This window comes from Mycobacterium sp. smrl_JER01 (assembly GCF_048513595.2).
Taxonomy (GTDB): domain Bacteria; phylum Actinomycetota; class Actinomycetes; order Mycobacteriales; family Mycobacteriaceae; genus Mycobacterium.
This window is the reverse complement of the sequence record NZ_JBLXXK020000001.1, coordinates 1,912,694-1,928,351: the sequence shown is the minus strand read 5'-3', so window position 1 is coordinate 1,928,351 and position 15,658 is coordinate 1,912,694. Positions and strand designations below refer to the sequence as shown.

14 protein-coding genes are annotated in these 15,658 nt (G+C 65.7%); all 14 read left to right on the top strand.

Translation table 11 applies throughout. The features are described from left to right. Positions 1–160 precede the first annotated feature (160 nt). Entirely contained in the window at positions 161–535 is a 375-nt protein-coding gene (locus ACNUDN_RS09055; protein WP_419121632.1) for an NADH-quinone oxidoreductase subunit A, read from the top strand. After that, entirely contained in the window at positions 526–1,080 is a 555-nt protein-coding gene (locus ACNUDN_RS09050; protein ID WP_419121631.1) for a NuoB/complex I 20 kDa subunit family protein, read from the top strand. Before ACNUDN_RS09055 ends, ACNUDN_RS09050 begins: the two co-directional genes overlap by 10 nt. Next, positions 1,077–1,763, top strand: coding sequence for an NADH-quinone oxidoreductase subunit C (locus tag ACNUDN_RS09045; protein WP_419121630.1), 687 nt, complete (start codon positions 1,077–1,079; stop codon positions 1,761–1,763). Before ACNUDN_RS09050 ends, ACNUDN_RS09045 begins: the two co-directional genes overlap by 4 nt. Further along, the gene (gene nuoD / locus ACNUDN_RS09040; RefSeq protein WP_431959721.1) at positions 1,763–3,091 is read left to right on the top strand and encodes an NADH dehydrogenase (quinone) subunit D; all 1,329 of its coding nucleotides are present in this window, start codon (positions 1,763–1,765) and stop codon (positions 3,089–3,091) included. The genes ACNUDN_RS09045 and nuoD overlap by 1 nt, the downstream gene beginning before the upstream one ends. A gap of 136 nt (positions 3,092–3,227) precedes the next feature. Continuing rightward, positions 3,228–4,097 carry an NADH-quinone oxidoreductase subunit NuoE gene (gene nuoE, locus ACNUDN_RS09035; RefSeq protein ID WP_419121629.1) on the top strand — a complete coding sequence of 290 codons (870 nt, stop codon included), beginning with the start codon at positions 3,228–3,230 and terminating at the stop codon, positions 4,095–4,097. Beyond that, positions 4,094–5,410: an NADH-quinone oxidoreductase subunit NuoF gene (gene nuoF / locus ACNUDN_RS09030; RefSeq protein ID WP_419121628.1), complete on the top strand. Its 1,317-nt coding sequence runs from the start codon at positions 4,094–4,096 to the stop codon at positions 5,408–5,410. The genes nuoE and nuoF overlap by 4 nt, the downstream gene beginning before the upstream one ends. Further along, on the top strand, positions 5,407–7,794 hold the full coding sequence (locus ACNUDN_RS09025) for an NADH-quinone oxidoreductase subunit G (RefSeq protein ID WP_431959718.1): 2,388 nt from the start codon (positions 5,407–5,409) through the stop codon (positions 7,792–7,794). The genes nuoF and ACNUDN_RS09025 overlap by 4 nt, the downstream gene beginning before the upstream one ends. Continuing rightward, positions 7,791–9,011 (top strand): NADH-quinone oxidoreductase subunit NuoH, encoded by a 1,221-nt coding sequence (nuoH, locus tag ACNUDN_RS09020; protein WP_419121627.1) that lies wholly within the window; start codon positions 7,791–7,793, stop codon positions 9,009–9,011. The genes ACNUDN_RS09025 and nuoH overlap by 4 nt, the downstream gene beginning before the upstream one ends. Beyond that, positions 9,004–9,528: an NADH-quinone oxidoreductase subunit NuoI gene (gene nuoI, locus ACNUDN_RS09015; RefSeq protein ID WP_419121626.1), complete on the top strand. Its 525-nt coding sequence runs from the start codon at positions 9,004–9,006 to the stop codon at positions 9,526–9,528. Before nuoH ends, nuoI begins: the two co-directional genes overlap by 8 nt. After that, positions 9,525–10,298 (top strand): NADH-quinone oxidoreductase subunit J, encoded by a 774-nt coding sequence (locus tag ACNUDN_RS09010; RefSeq protein ID WP_419121625.1) that lies wholly within the window; start codon positions 9,525–9,527, stop codon positions 10,296–10,298. Before nuoI ends, ACNUDN_RS09010 begins: the two co-directional genes overlap by 4 nt. Continuing rightward, positions 10,285–10,584 carry an NADH-quinone oxidoreductase subunit NuoK gene (gene nuoK / locus ACNUDN_RS09005; protein WP_419121624.1) on the top strand — a complete coding sequence of 100 codons (300 nt, stop codon included), beginning with the start codon at positions 10,285–10,287 and terminating at the stop codon, positions 10,582–10,584. The genes ACNUDN_RS09010 and nuoK overlap by 14 nt, the downstream gene beginning before the upstream one ends. Positions 10,585–10,591: 7 nt before the next feature. Beyond that, positions 10,592–12,472 (top strand): NADH-quinone oxidoreductase subunit L, encoded by a 1,881-nt coding sequence (gene nuoL / locus ACNUDN_RS09000; RefSeq protein WP_419121623.1) that lies wholly within the window; start codon positions 10,592–10,594, stop codon positions 12,470–12,472. After that, positions 12,469–14,046: an NADH-quinone oxidoreductase subunit M gene (locus ACNUDN_RS08995; RefSeq protein WP_419121622.1), complete on the top strand. Its 1,578-nt coding sequence runs from the start codon at positions 12,469–12,471 to the stop codon at positions 14,044–14,046. Before nuoL ends, ACNUDN_RS08995 begins: the two co-directional genes overlap by 4 nt. Next, positions 14,043–15,608, top strand: coding sequence for an NADH-quinone oxidoreductase subunit NuoN (nuoN, locus tag ACNUDN_RS08990; RefSeq protein ID WP_419121621.1), 1,566 nt, complete (start codon positions 14,043–14,045; stop codon positions 15,606–15,608). The genes ACNUDN_RS08995 and nuoN overlap by 4 nt, the downstream gene beginning before the upstream one ends. The last annotated feature ends 50 nt before the right edge of the window (positions 15,609–15,658 follow it).

Below are 15,658 nucleotides of genomic sequence, written 5' to 3'. Positions count from 1 at the left end.
ACGGTGACGAAACCGCCTGGTGCACTTGCCTGTTCGAGGCAAGCAGAGATCGCCGGGTGGCGCCACTAGCGATACTAACCAAAATGTGTGGCTTGCATCCCAAACCGGGCTAGGCTGTGCGGTAGCTCACATCGACAGCCCCGAGGAGCTGCTGCACAGCATGAATTTGTACACGCCGATCCTGGTGCTTGGTGCGATCGCCGCTGTGTTCGCTGTCGGGTCGGTGGGAATCGCCCTGCTCATCGGTCCGCGGCGGTACAACCACGCCAAGCTCGAGGCCTACGAATGCGGCATCGAGCCGATGGATGCCGGTAACCCTGCCGCTGCGGCGACCGGCCAGCGGTTCCCGATCAAGTACTACCTGACGGCGATGCTCTTCATCATCTTCGACATCGAGATCGTCTTTCTGTACCCGTGGGCGGTCGCGTTCGACAGTGTGGGCACGTTCGGGGTCATCGCGGTGGCGCTGTTCTTGTTCAACGTCTCGGTGGCATATGCCTACGAGTGGCGTCGAGGAGGCCTGGTATGGGATTAGAGGAGCGGTTACCCGGAGGGATCCTGCTGTCCACGGTGGAGAAGGTCGCCGGCTACGTGCGCAAGGGGTCGCTGTGGCCGGCAACGTTCGGGTTGGCGTGCTGCGCCATCGAGATGATGGCCACCGCCGGTCCGCGATTCGACATCTCCCGGTTCGGCATGGAACGTTTCTCGGCGACGCCGCGGCAGGCCGATCTGATGATCGTCGCCGGACGGGTCAGCCAGAAGATGGCGCCGGTGCTTCGCCAGATCTACGACCAGATGGCCGAGCCGAAGTGGGTGCTGGCCATGGGAGTGTGCGCGTCGTCGGGCGGGATGTTCAACAACTACGCCGTCGTGCAGGGCGTCGACCACGTGGTCCCGGTGGATATCTATCTGCCCGGCTGCCCACCGAGACCCGAGATGCTGCTGCACGCAATCCTCAAACTGCACGACAAGATTCAGCAGATGCCACTGGGCGTGAATCGCGAGGAGGCGATCAGGGAAGCCGAGGCGGCCGCGCTGGCGATACCGCCGACCATCGAGTTGAAGGGGTTGCTCCGGTGAGCGCGTCCAGCGGCGCCGGGGACCCGGGTCCTGAGGTGATCGGGATACGTCGCGGCATGTTCGGCGCCGAGGGCAGCGGTGACACCTCCGGTTACGGCAGGCTGGTGCGTCCGGTTGCCCTGCCCGGCAGCTCGCCCCGCCCCTACGGCGGCTATTTCGACGACATCGTCGATGCACTGTCCGCGACGCTGGGTGAGGACACATTTGCCGAATCGATCGAGCGGGTGATCGTCTTCCGCGACGAACTGACCCTCGAAGTACATCGCGATCGCCTCGTCGCGGTCGCTCAGGCGTTGCGCGACGACCCTGCACTGCGGTTCGAACTGTGCCTGGGGGTCAGCGGTGTGCACTATCCGGGTGACGCGGGCCGGGAGCTGCACGCCGTCTACCCGCTCATGTCGATCACGCACAACCGTCGCGTACGCGTCGAAGTGGCCGCCCCCGACAGCGATCCGCACATTCCCTCGCTGTTTCGCGTCTATCCGACCACCGACTGGCACGAGCGGGAAACCTACGACTTCTTCGGTCTCATCTTCGACGGCCATCCTGCGTTGACGCGCATCGAGATGCCTGACGACTGGGTGGGCCACCCGCAGCGTAAGGACTATCCGTTGGGCGGGATCCCGGTCGAGTATCACGGAGCCGAGATCCCTCCGCCCGACGAGCGGAGGGCATACAACTGATGACCACCTCGCAGCGTCCACCCGATCGCGTGGTCGTCGTCGGCGGCCAGGACTGGGATCAGGTTGTCACGGCCGCTCGCCGCAATGCCGCCGAGAACGCCGGTGAGCGCATCGTCGTCAACATGGGTCCGCAACACCCGTCGACCCACGGAGTGTTGCGGCTCATCCTTGAGATCGAGGGCGAGACGATCGTCGAAGCGCGGTGCGGGATCGGCTATCTGCACACCGGCATCGAGAAGAATCTGGAGTTCCGCACCTGGACGCAGGGCGTGACGTTCGTGACCCGGATGGACTACCTGTCACCGTTTTTCAACGAGACGGCTTACTGCCTCGGGGTGGAGAAGCTGTTGGATGTCACTGCCGACATCCCTGAGCGGGCCTCGGTGATCCGGGTGATGATGATGGAGCTCAACCGGATCTCCAGCCATCTGGTCGCCCTGGCCACCGGCGGTATGGAGCTCGGCGCGATGACCGCGATGTTCCTCGGTTTCCGCGAACGCGAACTGATCCTGTCGGTGTTCGAGACGATCACCGGACTTCGGATGAACAACGCCTACATTCGGCCGGGCGGCGTGGCCGCCGACCTGCCCGACGAGGCACTCCCCCAGCTCCGCGACCTGCTCGCGCTGCTTCCGACGCGCCTGCGCGATATGGAAAATTTGCTCAACGAGAATGTCATCTGGAAGGCGCGCACCCGGGGGATCGGATACCTCGACCTGACCGGCTGTATGGCACTGGGGATCACCGGTCCGATACTGCGATCGACCGGACTCCCCCACGACCTTCGCAAATCTCAACCCTATTGCGGCTATGAGACCTACGACTTCGACGTCATCACCGACGACCAGTGCGACTCGTACGGGCGCTATCTCATCAGGGTGAAGGAGATGCGCGAGTCGATCAAGATCGTCGAACAGTGCGTCGAACGACTCGAGCGTCTGACCGGTGAACCGGTGATGATCACCGACAAGAAGCTGGCGTGGCCTGCCGACCTCAAGGTCGGACCGGACGGACTGGGCAACTCCGCTGAGCACATCGCCAAGATCATGGGGCATTCGATGGAAGGTCTGATCCACCATTTCAAGTTGGTGACCGAAGGCATCCGCGTCCCTGCGGGCCAGGTGTACGTGGCCGTCGAGTCGCCCCGCGGCGAGCTCGGGGTGCACATGGTCTCCGACGGTGGGACACGGCCCTACCGGGTGCACTACCGCGATCCCTCCTTCACGAATCTGCAAGCGGTGGCGGCGATGTGTGAGGGCGGGATGGTTGCCGACGCGATCACCGCGGTGGCGTCGATCGACCCGGTGATGGGCGGAGTGGACCGCTGATGAGCGCTGGCGCGAAGAAGAGACAACCGCTGATGAGCGCTGGCGCGAAGAAGAGACAACAACTGATGAGCGCTGGCGCGAAGAAGAGACAACAACTGATGAGCGCTGGCGCGAAGAAGAGCAAAGGCTGCAGATAGTGACCATCTTTCTTGAGCTCGGGCAGCGGCCCGACGAACCCGGACCGCCGATCCACGGCGCGTCGGCATACCCGGCCGATGTCCGTGATCGGCTGGCGGCCGACGCGGCGACGATCATCGGCCGGTATCCGGAGTCGAGATCTGCGCTGCTGCCGCTGCTGCATCTCGTCCAGTCACAGGACACCTGTCTGACACCGGCCGGAATCGGGTTCTGTGCACAGCAATTGGGCCTGACAGACGCCGAGGTGACGGCGGTGGCGACGTTTTACTCGATGTATCGGCGTACACCGACGGGGGACTATCTGGTCGGGGTCTGCACCAACACGCTGTGCGCCATCATGGGCGGCGACGCGATACTGGAATCCCTGGAGAATCACCTGGATATCGCCCCGGGCCAGACCACCGACGACGGCAAGGTCACCCTCGAACACGTCGAGTGCAACGCCGCCTGCGATTACGCGCCGGTGGTGATGGTCAACTGGGACTTCTTCGACAATCAGACACCGTCGTCGGCGCGCGACCTCGTCGACGCGCTGCGCGCCGGGGCGCCACCGCGTCCGTCACGGAGTGCAGCGTTGTGCACGTTCCGCGAAACCGCGAGAACTCTTGCCGGCCTTGCCGGTACGGACGCCGTCACAGCCGGGCCGGTCGGCGCCGCGACCCTGGCCGGGTTGCGATTCGCCCACGACCATGACATGTCGGCACCGGCGGCAGGCACCCCGTCGGATTCGACCACCGGGGACACCGAGTCAGAGCAGGCCGAAGCCACCGAAGCAGTCAGGGACCAGCCGGCACCGGCGCCGTCGGCCAGTGTGCCGGCCGACGGGTCGACTCCGGAGACCGATCCGCAAGCGACGGATTCGCGATGACTCCGCTGACCCCGGTGCTGAGCCGATTCTGGGACGAGCCCGAGCCTTGGTCGCTGCAGACGTATCGACGGCACGGCGGATACCAGGCGCTGGAGCGTGCTCTGGCGATGAGCCCGGACGACGTGATCACCGCGGTCAAGGACTCCGGTCTGCGCGGTCGCGGCGGGGCCGGCTTTCCCACCGGCACGAAGTGGTCCTTCATCCCACAGGGGGACGAAGGCGCCGCAGCCAAGCCGCACTACCTGGTGATCAACGCCGACGAATCCGAACCCGGCACGTGCAAAGACATCCCGTTGATGCTGACAGCGCCGCACTTCCTGGTGGAAGGAGCGATCATCGCGGCCTACGCCATCCGGGCCCACCACGCGTTCATCTATCTGCGCGGTGAGGTTGTGCCGGTGCTACGGCGATTACACGCCGCGGTCGCCGAGGCGTACACCGCCGGTCATCTCGGCTACGACATCCACGGGTCCGGTTTCGATCTGGAGCTCGTCGTACATGCCGGGGCGGGCGCCTACATCTGCGGTGAGGAAACCGCTCTGCTCGACTCGCTGGAGGGCAGGCGCGGACAGCCCCGACTGCGTCCACCGTTCCCCGCCGTCGCGGGTCTTTACGCGTGTCCGACGGTGGTCAACAACGTCGAATCGATCGCCAGCGTCCCGCCGATCCTGCGTAACGGTGTCGACTGGTTCCGGTCGATGGGCTCGGAGAAGTCACCCGGGTTCACCCTGTACTCGCTGTCCGGCCACGTCACCACACCGGGTCAATACGAGGCGCCGCTGGGCATCACGCTGCGCGAGCTGCTGGACTACGCCGGCGGCGTACGCGCCGGCCACACCCTGAAGTTCTGGACCCCCGGCGGATCGTCCACCCCGCTGCTGACCGACGAGCATCTGGACGTGCCGCTCGACTACGAAGGCGTGGCTCAGGCCGGATCGATGCTCGGCACCAAGGCCCTGCAGATCTTCGACGACACGACGTGCGTGGTACGGGCGGTCCGTCGCTGGACGCAGTTCTATGCCCATGAGTCGTGTGGTAAGTGCACCCCGTGCCGGGAGGGCACGTACTGGTTGGCGCAGATCTACGAACGCCTGGAGACCGGCGCGGGTACCGAGGCCGACCTCGACAAGCTGCTCGACATCTCCGACAGCATCCTCGGCAAGTCGTTCTGCGCCCTGGGTGACGGCGCAGCCAGTCCGATCATGTCTTCTCTCAAGCATTTTCGCGCTGAGTACCAGGCCCACCTGGCGGGGGGATGTCCTTTCGACCCTTACGCATCGATGCTCGCCGCACCGGAAGGAGTGGGCCTATGACGCTGGCCGAACCCGAACGCCAAGCGCCACCGGTGGAGATGGTGACGCTGACCATCGACGACCACGAGATCACCGTCCCCAAGGGCACGTTGGTCATCCGCGCCGCCGAACTGATGGGGGTTCAGATTCCCCGCTTCTGCGACCACCCGCTGCTCGACCCCGTCGGTGCGTGCCGGCAGTGTCTGGTCGACGTCGAGGGTCAACGCAAACCCCTGGCCTCGTGCACCACAACGGTTGCGCCCGACATGGTCGTGCGAACACAGTTCACCTCCGAGGCCGCCGACAAGGCGCAACACGGGGTGATGGAGCTGCTGCTCATCAACCATCCGCTCGACTGCCCGGTCTGTGACAAGGGCGGAGAATGCCCGCTGCAGAATCAGGCCATGTCCAACGGGCGGGCCGAGACCCGGTTCGACGACGTCAAGCGTACGTTCCCGAAGCCGATCAACATCTCCGCACAGGTCCTGCTCGACCGGGAACGCTGTGTGCTGTGCGCACGCTGCACCCGTTTCTCGGACCAGATCGCCGGGGATCGCTTCATCGATCTCATGGAACGCGGTGCGCGCCAACAGGTCGGCATTGCGCCGGGCGAGCCGTTCCAGTCCTACTTCTCGGGCAACACGGTGCAGATCTGCCCGGTCGGTGCTCTCACGGGCACCGCCTACCGGTTCCGGGCCAGACCGTTCGACCTGGTCTCCAGTCCCAGTGTCTGCGAGCACTGCGCTTCGGGTTGTGCACAGCGGACCGATCATCGGCGCGGCCGGGTGTTGCGACGACTCGCCGGAGACGACCCCGAGGTCAACGAGGAGTGGAACTGCGACAAGGGCCGCTGGGCTTTCACCTACGCAACGGTCGGTGACCGGATCACCACCCCCCTGATCCGGGACGCCGACGGCGCCCTCCGACCGGCCTCCTGGTCGGAGGCCCTCGGCGTCGCGGGCGCCGCTCTGGCTGCCGCACGTGGCAGCGCCGGTGTGCTCGTCGGGGGCCGCAACTCTGTCGAAGAAGCCTACGCCTACTCCAAATTCGCACGAATCGTCCTGGGCACCAACGACATCGATTTCCGGGCCAGACCTCACAGCGCTGAGGAAGCTGAGTTCCTGGCCGCGCACGTCGCGGGCCGGCCGATGAACGTCACCTACTCCGACCTGGAGAACGCGCCCGCGGTGCTGCTGGCGGGACTGGAGCCGGAGGAGGAATCGCCGATCGTCTACCTGCGGTTGCGCAAAGCAGTCCGCAAGCGGGGTTTGCGGGTGATCTCGGTGGCAGCGATGCTCTCCCGCAGCCTCGCAAAGCTCGACGGACGGCTGATCCGATCCGCACCCGGTGCCGAAGCAGTGGCGCTCGACGGACTCGCGGCCGAGGAATTGCTGGCGATGCCCGGATCGGTGATCCTGGTCGGCGAGCGCCTCGCCACATCACCGGGAGCGCTGGCCGCCGCGGCACGCCTGGCGGCGTCCACGGGTGCACGGATCGCCTGGATTCCGCGCCGCGCCGGAGACCGGGGCGCAGTCGAAGCCGGCGCGCTGCCGAACATGCTGCCCGGCGGCCGACCCGTCGCGGACCCCACTGCACGACGACAGACCGCTGCCGCCTGGCATGTCGACGATCTGCCCGACGCCTCGGGACGGGATGTGACCGCAATCCTGGCCGCTGCCGGTGCGGGCTCGTTGGCGGCACTGTTGGTCGGCGGGGTCGAGCCGGCCGATCTGCCCGACCCGGACGCCGTGCTGACCGCGCTGGACAGCACCCCGTTCGTGGTCAGTCTGGAGTTGCGCCACAGCGCCGTGACCGAGCGGGCCGACGTGGTGTTCCCGGTCGCTCCGGTCGCGGAGAAGGCCGGCTCATTCGTCAACTGGGAGGGCCGGATCCGCCGTTTCGAGCCATCGCTGCGCACCAACGCCGTCACCGACCTCAGGGTGCTGAACTTCATCGCCGACGAAATCGGTATCGATCTGGCGATTACGACCGCCACCGCCGCCGCCGACGAGCGCGCCCGACTCGGACTGTGGTCGGGTGATCGCCCTTCCGTATCGGCGGTCGAGTCGCCGCCGCAAGCGCCGGCCGAGGGGCAGGCCGTGTTGGCCGGGTGGCGCATGCTGCTCGACGCAGGCCGGCTGCAGGACGGCGAACCCCACCTGGCCGGTACCGCCCGCACCCCGGTGGTCCGGCTGTCCGTGGCGACCGCAGCCGAGATCGGTGCGCAGGGCGGAGATCTGGTGACTGTGGGTACCGATCGGGGTTCGATCACCCTGCCGCTGGAAGTCGCCGACCTGGAGCACCGTGTGGTGTGGCTGCCGTTGAACTCGCCGGGCAGTGAGGTCCATCAAAAGCTCGGGGTGACGACCGGGGCCGTGGTGTCGATCGAACGGAGCCGGGTGTGACCTACCCGGATCCGACGCTGTTCGGTCACGACCCGTGGTGGCTGATCGTGGCCAAGGCACTGGGCATCTTCGTCTTCCTGGTCCTGACGGTGCTCTCGGCGATCCTGCTCGAACGCAAGATCCTGGGGCGCATGCAGTTACGGTTCGGACCCAACCGGGTCGGCCCACGCGGACTTCTGCAATCGCTGGCCGACGGAGTCAAGCTGGCCCTCAAAGAGGGCCTGGTCCCCGCCGGGGTGGACAAGTGGATCTACCTTGCTGCACCGGTCATCTCGGTGATCCCGGCGTTCATGGCGTTCGCGGTGATCCCGCTGGGCGGCGAGGTCTCGGTGTTCGGCCACCGCACCGCACTGCAGCTGACCGATCTGCCCGTGGCGGTGCTCTACATCCTGGCGGTCACCTCGATCGGCGTCTACGGCATCGTGCTGGCCGGCTGGGCCTCCGGATCGGTGTATCCGCTGCTGGGCGGACTGCGTTCGTCAGCGCAGGTGGTGTCTTACGAGATCGCCATGGCGCTGTCGTTCGTCGCGGTGTTCATCTACGCCGGGACGATGTCGACGTCGGGCATCGTCGCCGCACAGAACCAGACCTGGTACATCGTGTTGCTCCTGCCCTCGTTCCTGGTCTATCTGACCTCGATGGTCGGCGAGACCAACCGGGCACCGTTCGATCTGCCGGAGGCCGAGGGTGAGCTTGTCGGCGGGTTCCATACCGAGTACTCGTCGTTGAAATTCGCGATGTTCATGCTCGCCGAGTACGTGAACATGACCACGGTGTCGGCGTTGGCCACCACGTTGTTCCTGGGCGGATGGCAGGCGCCGTGGCCGATCAGCATGATCGACGGTGCCAACAGTGGCTGGTGGCCGCTGCTGTGGTTCACCGCCAAGGTGTGGCTGTTCCTGTTCTTCTTCATGTGGTTGCGCGCCACCCTCCCCCGGATGCGCTACGACCAGTTCATGGTGCTGGGGTGGAAGATCCTGATCCCGGTGTCGCTGGCATGGACCATGGTGGTCGCATTCGTGCACAGCCTCATCGGCCCCGACGACCGGGACTGGATCACCGCGTTGATCGGTCTGGCCATCGTCGCGGCATTGATCGGCTGGGCGGCGTTGCGCGCCAGAGCACCGCGGCCCGTCCCCGAACCCCCGACCCAGCAGGTACCCGACGGCGGCTTCCCGGTGCCGCCGATCCCGGCGAAGGAGCGTGCAGATGTCTAAGTTCTTCGACGCGGTCGCCGGTTTCGGCGTCACGTTCGGCTCGATGTTCAAGAAGCCGGTGACCGAGCAATACCCGGAGAAACCTGGTCCGGTGGCCAAGCGCTACCACGGCCGTCACCAACTCAATCGGTACGCCGACGGTTTGGAGAAGTGCATCGGCTGCGAATTGTGCGCCTGGGCCTGCCCAGCCGACGCGATCTTCGTCGAGGGCGCGGACAACACCGAATCCGAACGCTTCTCCCCCGGGGAGCGTTACGGGCGGGTGTATCAGATCAACTACCTGCGCTGCATCGGGTGCGGTCTGTGCATCGAGGCCTGCCCGACCCGCGCGTTGACGATGACCAATGACTATGAGATGGCCGACGACAACCGTGCTGATCTGATCTACGGCAAGGACAAGTTGCTGGCTCCACTGGCACCCGGGATGGAAGCACCGCCGCACCCGATGCAACCCGGCTGCACCGACGAGGACTACTACCGCGGCAATGTCCGGCCGGTCGCCGAGGACGCCACGTGATCGAGACGATCGTGTTCTGGGTCTTCGCGGTCCTGGCGGTCGCCGGCGCCCTCGGCGTGGTGGCCGCACCGAAGGCTGTGTATTCGGCGATCTCGTTGGCGATCACGATGATCGCGCTGGCTGTTCTCTACATCGCTCAGGATGCGCCGTTCCTGGGAGTGGTGCAGATCGTGGTCTACACCGGCGCAGTGATGATGCTCTTCCTGTTCGTGTTGATGCTGATCGGTGTGGATTCCTCCCAGTCACTGGTGGAAACGATTCGCGGGCAACGGGTTGCGGCGGTCGTCGTCGGCATCGGGTTCGGAATCCTGTTGATCGCCGGCATCGGAACCGTGTCGGTGGCCGGCTTCGCCGGCCTGGAGCAGGCCAATGCCTACGGCAACGTCGAGGGCCTGGCGGCGCTGATCTTCATCGACTACCTGTGGGCGTTCGAGTTGACCGGCGCGTTGCTGATCACCGCCACACTGGGCGCGATGCTGCTGGCGCACCGGGAACGATTCGACCGGCGCAAGACCCAACGTGAACTCGCCGCGGAACGGTTCGAACCCGGCGGTCATCCGACCACGCTGCCCAACCCCGGGGTGTACGCACGGCACAACGCCGTCGATGTGCCCGCCCGGCTGCCGGACGGGTCGGGTTCCGAATTGTCGGTGAGCGCGATCCTGCAGCTGCGCCCGGTGCCGACGGATACCGATGAGCGCTTGCGCGAAGAGCCGACAGATACCGATGAGCGCCCCGCAGGTCGGGGAGGTACCGATGAGCCCCGATAACTATCTGTATCTGTCGGCGCTGCTGTTCACAATCGGCGCAGCGGGAGTGCTGTTGCGGCGCAACGCGATCGTCATGTTCATGTGTGTCGAGTTGATGCTCAACGCCGCCAACCTGGCCTTCGTCGCGTTCTCGCGGATGCACGGCCAACTCGACGGCCAGGTGGTCGCGTTCTTCACGATGGTGGTTGCGGCGTGCGAGGTCGTCATCGGCCTGGCCATCATCATGACGATCTTCCGGACCAGACGCTCCGCCAGCGTCGACGCCGCCAGTCTGCTGAGGCACTAGGAACCAGATGACTGCACCCGTGTGGCTTCTGATCGCGTTCCCGCTCGCCGGTGCGGCGACCCTGCTGTCGACGGGCCGACGTTCCGACCGGTGGGGACATCTGCTCGGCACCGCGGCCGCCCTCGCGTCGTTCGTGTGTGCCGCAGCGCTGTTCACTGACATGCTCGGCAGGGAGAGCGAGCGTCGGGCCACCCACGAAACCCTGTTCAGCTGGGTTCCGGCGGCCGAACTGCAGGTCGACTTCGGGCTGCAGCTCGACCAACTCTCGATGTGCTTCGTCCTGCTGATCACCGGCGTGGGATCGCTGATCCACGTCTACTCGATCGGGTACATGAAACAAGACCCGGGGCGACGCCGATTCTTCGCCTACCTGAATCTGTTCCTCGCGGCCATGTTGCTGCTGGTGCTCGCTGACAACTATCTGGGCCTCTACATGGGCTGGGAGGGTGTCGGTCTCGCGTCCTACCTGCTGATCGGCTTCTGGACGCATAAGCCTTCCGCGGCCACCGCAGCCAAGAAGGCGTTCATCGTCAACCGGGTCGGCGACATCGGCCTGGCGGTTGCGTTGATGATCATGTTCACCACGATCGGTGCGGTGTCGTTCACCGAGGTGTTCGCGGCCGCACCGGGTCTCGGCGAGGGCACGCTCACGGCGATCGGGTTGGTGCTGCTGCTGGCCGCGTGCGGCAAGTCCGCCCAGGTGCCTCTGCAGTCCTGGCTGGGTGACGCGATGGAAGGTCCGACACCGGTGTCGGCGCTGATCCACGCGGCCACCATGGTGACCGCCGGCGTGTACCTGATCGTGCGGTCGGGTCCGGTCTTCGATCTCGCCCCGCACGCCCAGACCGCTGTCGTGGTGGTCGGCGCCGTGACGCTGCTGTTCGGCGCGGTCATCGGGTGTGCGAAGGACGACATCAAGAAGGCGCTGGCGGCATCGACGATGAGCCAGATCGGCTACATGGTGCTGGCCGCCGGCCTCGGTCCAGCCGGATATGTGTTTGCCATCATGCACCTGCTGACGCACGGCTTCTTCAAGGCGGGCCTTTTCCTCGGTGCGGGTTCGGTGATGCATGCGATGGACGATGAGGTCGACATGCGGCGCTACGGCGGTCTACGCAAGGCCATGCCGATCACCTTCGTCACGTTCGGACTGGGTTACCTTGCGATCATCGGCATTCCGCCGCTGGCCGGGTTCTTCTCCAAGGACGGCATCATCGAGGTCGCGCTCGGCGCCGGTGGCGCCAAGGGGGTGATTCTGGGTGCTGCGACCATTCTCGGGGCGGGTCTGACCGCCTTCTACATGACGCGGGTGATGCTGATGACGTTCTTCGGGGAGAGGCGTTGGAAAGACCAGTCACATCCGCACGAGGCGCCTGCGGTGATGACGGTGCCGATGATCCTGCTGGCCTTCGGTTCGGTGACGGCCGGTGGTGCGCTGGCCATCGGCGGCACCCTCGAACACTGGCTGGAACCGGTGGTGGGCGCACACGAGGTCCATCACGTGCTGCCGGTGTGGGCGGTGACGGTGATCGTGCTGTCGGTCGTCGCCGTCGGCATCGTCGTCGCCTACCGGATGTACGGCACCCGTCCGGTTCCCGCGCAGGCACCCGAGGGCTCGATGGTGACGGTGGCCGCGCGCCATGACCTGTATGCCGATGCGTTCAACGAGCAGGTGCTGATGCGGCCGGGCCAGAGATTCACGACGGCTGTGGTGGAACTCGATGACGAGGCCGTCGACGGGGTGGCCGGCGGCATCGCCGCCGGGGTGTCCCGCGTCTCGAAGGGGTTGGGACAGTTGCAGACCGGATTCGCCCGCTCCTATGCGCTGGCGATGCTGGCGGGCGCGGCGGTCATCGTCGCGATGATCCTGGCGGTGAACCTGTGGTGACCTCGATTCCGCTGTTGACCGTGCTGTGGGCTGTTCCGATGGTGGGCGCGGTCGTGGTGATGTTGCTGCCCGCCGCGGCACGCACTCTCGCCAAATGGGTTGCACTGACTATGTCCCTGGTGGTCCTGGCCATCGCTGCCGTGATCGCCGTCGGGTTCGATCCGGCCGGCGAGCAGTTCCAGTTCGTCGAGAACTACCGCTGGATACCGTCTTTCGGAACGGGATACATCCTCGGGGTCGACGGCATCGCGTTGGCACTGGTGGTGCTCACCGCGGTGCTGCTGCCGCTGCTCATCGTCGCCGGCTGGAACGACGCCCGCGATGAACGCAGCTGGGGCGGACGATCCGTGCACATCTATTTCGCCCTGACGTTGGCCGTCGAAGCCATGGTGCTCATCTCGCTGGTCGCGCTGGACATCCTGCTGTTCTACGTGTTCTTCGAGGCGATGCTGATCCCGATGTACTTCCTCATCGGCGGTTTCGGCGGCCAGAACCGCAGCCGCGCGGCGGTGAAGTTCCTGCTGTACAACCTGTTCGGCGGCCTGATCATGCTGGCCGCTGTCGTCGGCCTGTATGTCGCAACCGCGGGTAGTGACGCGTTCGAGGCGGGCACTTTCGACTTCCGCGCGATCGTGGGCGCGGTCTCCAGCGGCGAGTTCGCCGTCAATCCGATGGTGATGCACCTGCTGTTCGGTGGGTTCATGTTCGCGTTCGCCGTCAAGGCTCCGCTGTGGCCGCTGCACCGGTGGCTGCCCGACTCCGCGGTCGAGGCAACCCCGGCCAGCGCGGTGCTGATGATGGCGATCATGGACAAAGTCGGAACCTTCGGCATGATCCGCTACTGTCTTCCGCTGTTCCCGGACTCCGCGGTGTGGTTCGCTCCGTTGATCATCACGCTGGCGGTGATCGGCATCCTCTACGGCGCCGTGGTGGCGATCGGGCAGACCGATGTCATGCGGCTGATCGCCTACACGTCGATCTCGCACTTCGGATTCATCATCCTCGGTATCTTCGTGATGACGACGCAGGGACAGTCCGGATCGACGCTGTATATGGTCAACCACGGCATCTCGACGGCGGCGCTGTTCCTGATCGCCGGTTTTCTCGTCTCCCAACGCGGCTCGCGGCTCATCAGTGCCTACGGCGGGGTCCAGAAGGTGGCGCCGGTGCTTGCAGGCACCTTCCTGGTGGCCGGACTGGCCACCCTGTCACTGCCCGGGCTGGCACCGTTCATCAGTGAGTTCCTGGTGCTGATCGGCACCTTCACCCGTTATCCGGTGTTCGCGGTGCTCGCGGCCGGTGCGCTGGTGCTCTCGGCGATCTACATCCTCTGGATGTACCAGCGGATGATGACCGGACCTGTCCCGCCGGCACTGGCCGAGGGTGAGAACAGAATCCGTGATCTGTTGCCACGCGAAATGGCTGTCGTCGCACCGTTGATCGCGCTGCTGGTGGTGCTCGGAATCTATCCGAAGCCCGCACTCGACGTCATCAACCCTGCGGTGACGCATACGCTGACGACGATCGAGCAGTCCGACCCAGCACCCAGAATGGCGGAAGGCCCGCTGCGATGAATCTGCCCACTCCTTCGATCGAGTACGGTCTGATCTCCCCGATGCTCATCGTGCTCGGCGCCGCGGTGCTCGGAGTGCTCGTCGAGGCGTTCCTGCCACGCGGTCGTCGATACGTGGCCCAGGTGGCGCTCAGCCTCGGTGCGCTGGTGGCGGCGTTCATCGCCGTCGTCCTGATCGCGCGAGATGTTCACGGCACCACGGGGTCCGGTGCGCTGATGGGTGCGGTCGCAATCGACATGCCCGCGTTGTTCCTGCAGGGCACCATCCTGCTAGTCGGTGTGCTCGGGATCCTGTTGATCGGAGAGCGGCAGACGTCCGCGCCGGACGGACAACCGCGAGGCCTGGATGCCTTCACACCGCAGGCCTCGTCGGTCGCCGGAAGCGTGGCCGAGAAGATGGCCACCAAGGCCGGTGCGATCCAGACCGAGGTATTCCCGTTGACGCTGTTCGCGGTCGGCGGAATGCTGCTGTTCCCGGCCGCCAACGACCTGCTGACGATGTTCATCGCGCTCGAGGTGCTGTCGCTACCGCTGTATCTGCTGTGCGGCCTGGCACGGCGGCGTCGACTGCTGTCCCAGGAATCCGCGCTGAAGTACTTTTTGCTCGGCGCGTTCTCGTCGGGGTTCTTTCTCTACGGCGCCGCGATGCTCTACGGCTATGCGGGCACCCTCACCTTTCAGGGCATCGCCGATGCGGTCGCCGCGGGCACCGGCAAGACGTCGCTGGCGCTGATCGGCATCGGGTTGCTGCTGGTGGGGGTGCTGTTCAAGGTCGGTGCGGTGCCGTTCCATTCGTGGATCCCCGACGTCTACCAGGGCGCTCCGACCCCGATCACCGCGTTCATGGCGGCGGCAACGAAGATCGCGGCGTTCGGTGCGATGCTGCGGGTCTTCTACGTCGCCGTCCCCGAGTTGCGTGGCGACTGGCGGCCGGTGCTGTGGGCCGTGGCGATCCTGACGATGGTGGTCGGCACCGTCACCGCGGTCACCCAGAACGACGTCAAGCGCATGCTCGGCTACTCTGCCGTGGCGCACAGTGGTTTCATCCTCACCGGTGTGGTGGCCGCCAATGCGGCGGGCCTGTCGTCAACGCTGTTCTACCTGTTCGCCTACGGGTTCTCCACGCTCGGTGCGTTCGCCGTCGTCAGCATGGTCCGCAACGCCGAGGGCGAGGAGGACACCGCGGTGGCGCGTTGGGCAGGACTGGGCAAGCGGTACCCGGCGGTCGGGATAGTGTTCTCACTGTTTCTGCTGGCCTTCGCCGGCATTCCGTTGACGAGCGGTTTCGTCAGCAAGTTCGCGGTTTTCAAGGCTGCCGGCGAAGGCGGCGCGATCCCGTTGGTGGTGGTCGGTGTCGTCGCCAGCGCCATCGCCGCATACTTCTATGTCCGGGTGATCGTGCTGATGTTCTTCACCGACCGCCCCGACGACGCGCCGACGGTGGCGGCACCGAGCATGCTGACGACCGCTGTGGTCACCGTGACCGCGGCCGTCACGTTCGCCCTCGGCGCACTGCCGCAGCCGCTGTTGGACCTGGCGAACTCGGCCGACCGGTTCTTCTGAACGCAAGCGTCGGGTTGCCGGTGCGCTCCCCCGCCGTGGACGCCACAGGG